Consider the following 5,220-nt stretch of genomic DNA (forward strand, 5'->3'; position numbering starts at 1 on the left):
GATCTGGAACCGCAGCACCGCAACTGCCCGCGGCCTCCAAACCCCCGACGAGCCCCGCACCCTCACCCAGCTCCGCGCCGACGTCGCCGCGTCACTGCTCCTCGGCGCCGGAAACGCGACAGCCCCGGGTGAAGCTGCCGCAGATGCCGGTGCTATCGGCAAGATCCCCACGCCGCGGGCCGATGTCCTGGTCACGGTCCCGGTGTTCTCCCTGCTCGGCCTCACCGATGAGCCGGCCGTGCTGGACGGGATCGGGCCGGTCCCGGCATCCATGGCACGAAAGCTCGTCGCCGGCGGCGCGGAATCGTTCTACCGGGTCCTGGTCGCCCCCGCGACGGGGCACCCCTGGACATCGGCCGCACCCGCTACCGGCTCCCGGAGACCATCAAACAATGGATCCGGCTGCGGGACACCACATGCACCTTCCCCGGCTGCACCAACCACACCCCCGACAACGACACCGACCACCTCAACCCCTGGCACCACGGCGGCACCACCGGAACCCACAACCTGGCCCAACTCTGCCCCCGACACCACCGCCTCAAACACCACAGCACCTGGACCCCCGACCCAGCCACCAAAAACAAACCACCCGGCTGGACCTCACCCACCGGCCGACACTACAAACCCGAACAACACGACCCCCAACCAACCCACTGGCCACCAGGAACCCTGCCGGCCAGAACTCATGCAATACCCATCCAATTCCACGGCGAACAGGCAGGCATTGAAGACCTCCCGCCATGGGAACCGGACGACGCCAACCTCATAGACCTCAGTGACCTGTCACCGGAAGACCCGCTCTGGGCAGAGTTCTTCGAGACGCCGTTTGCCCTGTCGGAGTGACGCCGGTCAGCTGAAGTGACACTGGGGCGACCCCGGTTCAGCCGAAGTAACCCAGGCCCGGTCAGAGTGACTCCGGTACAGCCGGACGTGACGCTGAGGCGATTCCGGTCAGCTGCGGTGCCGCTGGAGCAGCTAAGCCGGCATGCCCTACGGCTGCAGGCTCCTAGGCGAAGGACTCCAGCCCGACGCCGGCTGCCTCAAGCCCTGCCCTGATCCGGGCCGCCATCTCTACGGCGTCAGGAGTCCCACCGTGAATGCACAGGGAGTCCGGCCGGAACGCAATGACAGTTCCGTCCGCGGCCGCCACTTCGCCTCGCGTAGCCAGGCGAACAGCCCGTTCGACCACCGCATCGACGTCGTACAGGACGGCATCGTCCTCGGAAAGCGGCACCAGGCTGCCATCGGCGCGGTAGGCACGGTCGGCGAAGGCCTCGACGAACACCGGGTGCCCCGCTTCCTTGGCCTGCTTGAGCAGCTCCGAGCCGGGGAAGCCCAGGATGGGCAGGCCGGGATCGTAGGCGTTGACGGCCGCCACCACGGCGGAGGCTTGCTCGGCGTCATGGATCACCGCTTCATACAGGGCTCCGTGAGGCTTGACGTAGTCCACAGAGGCACCCACCGCATGCGCTACGCCGTCGAGCGCCCCCAGTTGGTACAGCACGTCACCGAAGAGCTCATCAAAACTCATGTCCAGCGCGCGGCGGCCGTAGCCGGCCAGATCGCGGTAGCCGAGGTGGGCCCCGACGGTGACATCCAGTTCGTAGGCGGCCCTGCAGCTGTCCAGCATGGTGATGGGGTCACCGGCGTGGAGGCCGCACGCCACGTTTACGCTCGTGGCCACCTGGAACATCGCCGGATCGCCTCCTGCCGTCCAGGAGCCGAATGATTGCCCTACGTCAGCGTTGAGATCCAAGTGTGTTGCCTTCCAGCGTCAGGTTGTCCGGCGCGGCAGCGGCGGTCAGCTCGCCGGGAATGGTGTCCGGCATCGGCCCAAAAGCCTCGCGGGCGTTCCTGGCCACTGCGCGGCCCATCATGAGGTTACCGGCTCCACCCACAACAGCCCCTATCCCGAAGGGCAGGGCGCGGCCAAATAACGCAGTGCCCTGCCGCTTCAGGAGGTTCTTCAGGAAGGCCGACTGGATCCGCTTACGGACGCTCCCGAATCCCGGCACCACCATCGACTTGGACAGCACGCTCCCCCAGGCATTGCCTGCGCTGTTGCCGGCTGCCTGGCCGCTGAGGGTCCCCAGCAGCGCAGTGCCCTCTTCGCCGAGCATGATGGCCATGACCATGGTGCCGGCTTTCTCCGGGTTGGTCAGCCTGATGCCGTGCAGTTCAGCCAGCGACGTTGCGTAAAGGGCCGTGGCTTCCAGGAAGCCAACTGTGGCGGCCGCGGAAAGTCCCAGCGACGCCACGGTTCCAACGCCGGGGACGACGGCGGTGGCACCAACCAGGGCGCCTCCTCCGGCGACAGCCCGGAGGTAGTCGCGTTCCGCGATGTCCGCCAACTGCGCGGCTGTGGCCCGCGGATGCTTCTTCTGGAGCCTCCGGATGTAGCCCACCACCAATGGCCGCTGGATCTGCACGGCCTTCAGGAGCATGTTGTGAACGCCGGGCTTGGGCTTGCCTTGGGCGTCAAACATCGCGTTATGGGCGGTTTCCTGTGCGATACGGAGTGCGGGGTTGCTGCGCCGGGCCATGGTCACCTTCATTCAAATCGACCTGCAGCGCGTGGCTGCCGTGTCATCCCATCCTAAGTGGATAAACACTAAGCATGCTTACACTTTTTGGGCCGGCTCTTCTGCGTCCGCGCGTTCGCCGCGGCGACCGGCGGCCTCGTCGGCCCGAAGCTCGGCCCGGAAGACCTCGAAGCGGGCCAGGTGCGCGAGACGGCGCCGGAGAATGGCCCACGCCACGCCGAGGATGACGAACCAGACGGGAGTCACCAGCAGGGCAGCGAGCGTGTCGGGCTGGGTGGTCAGGGCCCAGAGAACGAAGGCGAAGAACGCGTACACCACCCACACGGCGGGGATGCCACCGGGCATCTTGAACTTCGAGGCCGCGTGCAGGTGCGGGCGGCGACGCCGGAAAGAGATGTAGCTCGCGAGGATGATCGACCAGACAAAGACGAAGCAGACGGCCGACACGGTGGTCACCATTTCAAAGGCCATGCCAACATCCTGGCCCGCATACATGAGTACGACGCCGGACAGCAGCAGGACGCAGGACAGGAACAGCGCGTTGCTGGGCACCTTCCTCGTGGAGAGCCGGCTGAAGACACCGGGGGCGTCGCCTTCCTGGGCCAGGCCGAAGACCATGCGGGACGTGGAGTAGATGCCGGAGTTCGCAGAGGACATCGCCGAAGTGAGGACCACGAGGTTGACCACCGTGGCCGCGGCGCCCAGGCCGGCCACGGAGAACATCCCGATGAAGGGGCTGTGGCCGGCGGCGAACTGGGTCCACGGGGTGACTGCCATGAGGATGACCAGCGCGCCGACATAGAAGAGCAGCACGCGGACGGGGATGGCGTTGATGGCCCTGGGCAGCGTGCGCTCGGGATTCTTGGCCTCGGCGGCGGTGGTGCCCACCAGTTCGATGCCCACGAAGGCGAATACTGCAATCTGGAATCCGGCCACAAAGCCCATGAACTCATTGGGGAAGAACCCGCCATGGCTCCACAGGTTGGTGAAGCTAGCCGTGCCTGCGTCGCTCTGGAAACCGGTGAAGATCATGAAAAGTCCCACGATGATCAGGGCCGCGATGGCGACGATCTTGATGAGGGCGAACCAGAACTCTGTCTCGCCGAACGCCTTGACCGTGGCGAGGTTCAGCAGCAGCAGGATGCCCACCGTGGCCAGGCCCGGGATCCAAAGCGGCAGCGCCGGCCAAAGTTCTTTTGAGTACCCGGCGATGGCGATGACGTCCGCGATTCCGGTGATCACCCAGCAGAACCAGTACGTCCACCCGGTGAAGAAGCCTGCCCACGGACCCAGGAGGTCGGCGGCGAAATCACTGAAGGACTTGTAGTTCAGGTTGCTCAGCAGCAACTCGCCCATGGCCCGCATGACGAAGAAAAGCATGAAGCCGATGATCATGTACACGAAGATCACGGAAGGTCCGGCGGCGGAAATGGTCTTGCCGGAACCCATGAACAGGCCTGTGCCGATCGCGCCACCAATGGCGATGAGCTGGATATGCCGGTTGGTGAGTTGCCGTTCCAGGTGGGGAGGCCCGCTGCGGGCCGCCGTGGCAGCACCCTGGCCGCGGGCTGGTTCGCTGTTGGACGTGGGGGGATGAATCGCCATGAGGAACTCCATCGATAAAACGGCTTTTGGAGCCGCAAAGATTTGGTTCCTCCCCGCTCTGTTGTGGACCTGAGAGTTTCCGCAGCCAAAGCCGCTTGCACCGTCGGTGAGCCAAGGTCATGCCCGGCTGCTTTCCAGAGTTGCCTGTCCGCGGCGGTACGTGGGCCTGAGAGTTTCCTGGGGAGGGTTTGCTCCTACGGCGCCTGCTGGGTGTACCCGGCAGGACTCTCCCGCCGCAGGTCGAAGGCGTATTCAGTTGGAGGTCGGCGGCTTTTTGGGCCGCCGCCGGGCATGCACGGGACAGGCGCCGACTGGTAGGCCGCTCCGGATACGCTGAGCCAGCCACCGGCGGCGGCAATCCCGGGTTCAGTGTGGTGTCCGTCACGATCGAATGTCAAACCCCTTCCGACACAAGCGGGGAACGAAGGCATCACGCGCCCAGTCAAGCCCCTCACCGAACCTGGCCGATTTGCCAATGACGGGTTCGTCCCGATACCTTGTGAGCCGAATCACCCACATTTGAATAAGCCTTTCGAGCTGTGACGGGAGAGTCCTCCCGGCGAATCACCGGGCAGGCGCCGTAGGAGCAAATCCTCCCCAGGAATCTCTCAGGCCCATGTACCGTCACGGCGAGGCGACTCTGGAAAGCAACCAGGCTCCGGCCTGGTTCACCGACGGTGCAAGCGGTCCCCTGCCACCAGCAGGCAACGCGGAATCTCTCAGGTCCAATACAGAGCGGGGAGGAACCCATCCCACGCCGTGCCACCCTGGCCGGCCAGACCTGGAGTTCCTCATGACGATTCAGTCGCTTCCAACATCCTTCGTGGACCGCCATATCGGCGCGCGCCGCCAGGCCGACGTCGACACCATGCTCAAGGCCGTGGGCTACGACAGCGTGGACGGCCTGGTTGACGTGGCCGTCCCCGCGTCCATCCGGCAGGAAACTGCGCTCAAGCTGGCCGACGCCCTCAGCGAGGTTGAAGTCCTCACGGAACTGCGGAAGCTTGCCGCCAAGAACAAAACTGCCGTCCAGATGATCGGCCAGGGTTACTACGACACCGTGACGCCG

The 5,220-nt window shown here is 65.3% G+C and carries 4 protein-coding genes, 1 pseudogene and 2 riboswitches; of the genes and pseudogenes, 2 read left to right on the top strand and 3 right to left on the bottom strand.

Translation table 11 applies throughout. The features are described 5' to 3' along the window. A pseudogene (locus tag DC347_RS21850) lies at positions 1-846 on the top strand (HNH endonuclease); the annotation flags it as partial. 163 nt (positions 847-1,009) lie between these two features. On the opposite strand, the gene DC347_RS21195 reads toward DC347_RS21850, so the two are convergent. From DC347_RS21195 to cycA, 3 genes are all read right to left on the bottom strand, one after another. Next, positions 1,010-1,759 (bottom strand): LamB/YcsF family protein, encoded by a 750-nt coding sequence (locus DC347_RS21195; protein WP_109864392.1) that lies wholly within the window; start codon positions 1,757-1,759, stop codon positions 1,010-1,012. Further along, positions 1,743-2,546, bottom strand: a complete 804-nt coding sequence (locus DC347_RS21200; RefSeq protein WP_018763955.1) for a hypothetical protein — start codon at positions 2,544-2,546, stop codon at positions 1,743-1,745. The genes DC347_RS21195 and DC347_RS21200 overlap by 17 nt, the downstream gene beginning before the upstream one ends. A gap of 78 nt (positions 2,547-2,624) precedes the next feature. Next, positions 2,625-4,151, bottom strand: coding sequence for a D-serine/D-alanine/glycine transporter (gene cycA, locus DC347_RS21205; RefSeq protein ID WP_206073983.1), 1,527 nt, complete (start codon positions 4,149-4,151; stop codon positions 2,625-2,627). 144 nt (positions 4,152-4,295) lie between these two features. Beyond that, a riboswitch (glycine riboswitch) is annotated at positions 4,296-4,394 on the bottom strand. A gap of 290 nt (positions 4,395-4,684) precedes the next feature. Continuing rightward, positions 4,685-4,785, top strand: a riboswitch (glycine riboswitch). Positions 4,786-4,944: 159 nt separating this feature from the next. Here cycA and DC347_RS21210 point away from each other — a divergent pair. Then, positions 4,945-5,220: hypothetical protein (locus DC347_RS21210; protein ID WP_133247132.1), on the top strand; the 276-nt coding region annotated here is incomplete at its 3' end.

It is taken from the genome of Pseudarthrobacter sp. AG30, assembly GCF_003116525.1.
Lineage (GTDB): Bacteria > Actinomycetota > Actinomycetes > Actinomycetales > Micrococcaceae > Arthrobacter.